General features: G+C 54.2%; 2 protein-coding genes. Both read left to right on the top strand.

Features of this window, described 5'->3' with window-relative positions; all coding sequences use genetic code 11:
- Window positions 1–302 precede the first annotated feature (302 nt).
- On the top strand, window positions 303–350 hold the full coding sequence (locus ABD982_RS11370) for an erythromycin resistance leader peptide (RefSeq protein ID WP_011152926.1): 48 nt from the start codon (window positions 303–305) through the stop codon (window positions 348–350).
- A 185-nt stretch (window positions 351–535) separates the two neighbouring features.
- A complete protein-coding gene (locus ABD982_RS11185) occupies window positions 536–1,390 on the top strand; it encodes a 23S rRNA (adenine(2058)-N(6))-methyltransferase Erm(X) (protein ID WP_011152925.1) in 855 nt (284 codons plus the stop codon).
- The last annotated feature ends 327 nt before the right edge of the window (window positions 1,391–1,717 follow it).

Below are 1,717 nucleotides of genomic sequence, written 5' to 3'. Positions count from 1 at the left end.
GCAACGGTCTTGTCCGGTATGGCTTGAGGTTATTTATAGAGATTTAACGCTCATATTTTTGCCGCGGGTGGGGCCGTTGTCTAGTTGGTGGGTGTGGGGTGCGTGTCTACTTTTGAATAAGCCTCAGGGTAACTCCCCCTCGTTGCTCAGAGACGAAATCCGCCAGCGGTGGCGGCGCGACGAGCCGAAGGTAGGACAAATACAATTCCAGTCCAGGTGCAGATGTCTTGCACTGTTGCGGCGCAGTTGTCTTCTTTTTCACCGCGTATCACCCGCGAAATTAAATTGATATAATTAGGCCCATGTTGATTTCAGGTACCGCTTTCTTGCGGTTGCGCTCTAACCGCTAAGGCGGTTTCCTACCCCGTAGGTTAAAAACCGCTCCGGTCCTTTAGCCGGGCGGTCATTTGTCATGCCCGGCTCCTTTTCAACTCCAAGGAGCACACCTGATGTCTGCATACGGACACGGCCGTCACGAACATGGCCAAAATTTTCTCACCGACCACAAGATCATCAACTCCAAGGAGCACACCTGATGTCTGCATACGGACACGGCCGTCACGAACATGGCCAAAATTTTCTCACCGACCACAAGATCATCAACTCCATCATCGACCTTGTAAAACAAACCTCCGGCCCCATCATTGAGATCGGACCAGGAAGCGGTGCCCTCACTCACCCGATGGCCTACTTGGGGAGGGCAATAACGGCAGTTGAAGTGGACGCAAAACTAGCTGCCAAACTCACACAAGAAACCTCCTCGGCGGCGGTCGAAGTGGTCCATGATGATTTCCTTAACTTCCGTTTACCCGCCACTCCCTGCGTCATTGTGGGAAATATTCCCTTTCATCTCACCACTGCCATTCTTCGAAAGTTGCTGCATGCGCCGGCATGGACTGACGCTGTACTCCTCATGCAGTGGGAAGTCGCTCGCCGCCGGGCTGGGGTAGGCGCAAGCACGATGATGACGGCTCAGTGGTCCCCATGGTTCACATTTCACCTGGGTTCCCGGGTACCAAGGTCTGCTTTCCGGCCACAGCCAAACGTTGACGGGGGGATCTTAGTGATCCGCCGGGTGGGTGACCCGAAGATTCCGATAGAGCAGCGCAAAGCCTTTCAGGCGATGGTGCACACCGTTTTCACTGCCCGGGGACGCGGGATAAGGGAAATTCTCCGAAGGGCAGGGTTGTTTTCATCACGTTCAGAAACACAATCATGGTTGCACTCGCGAGGAATCGACCCTGCGACCCTACCTCCCAGATTGCACACCAGCGACTGGATCGATCTCTTCCAGGTGACTGGTTCCTCTTCACCGCACCATCGACCAATTTCACCATCGGGAAGTAGTCAACGACCTCCTCAACGGAAAAACCGAAGCCGGCGGCGTTAATCCCCCCACCAAAACCGAATTGCACCAGTAGTACTAAAAGGTAAGCGAAGTCTGGCCGCAGACGCATCAATCACGGACAACTCGCGGGCAGCGTTGTACTCGGTAAGGAAGCTCATGTTCTCGACAATAGACCGCACCCGCGACATGAGTGCGGCCTATTCGAACAAGCATTGAGCTAGTTGTTGGTGAGTTTCGCGTAATTGAAGTGCCCCGGTTTTTGTTCCTAGGCTTGTGCCTTAATTTCCATTATTTCTCGACTGGGGTGGTGTTCCCAAAACTCGGCTTCGACTTCAGCCGGCGTGCGGTAGCCCAGGCTCTGGTGGAGCC

It is taken from the genome of Rothia endophytica (assembly GCF_039543885.1).
GTDB lineage: Bacteria > Actinomycetota > Actinomycetes > Actinomycetales > Micrococcaceae > Rothia > Rothia endophytica.
The sequence above is the reverse complement of the archived record's forward strand: the minus strand, read 5'-3'. Positions and strand labels throughout refer to the sequence as shown.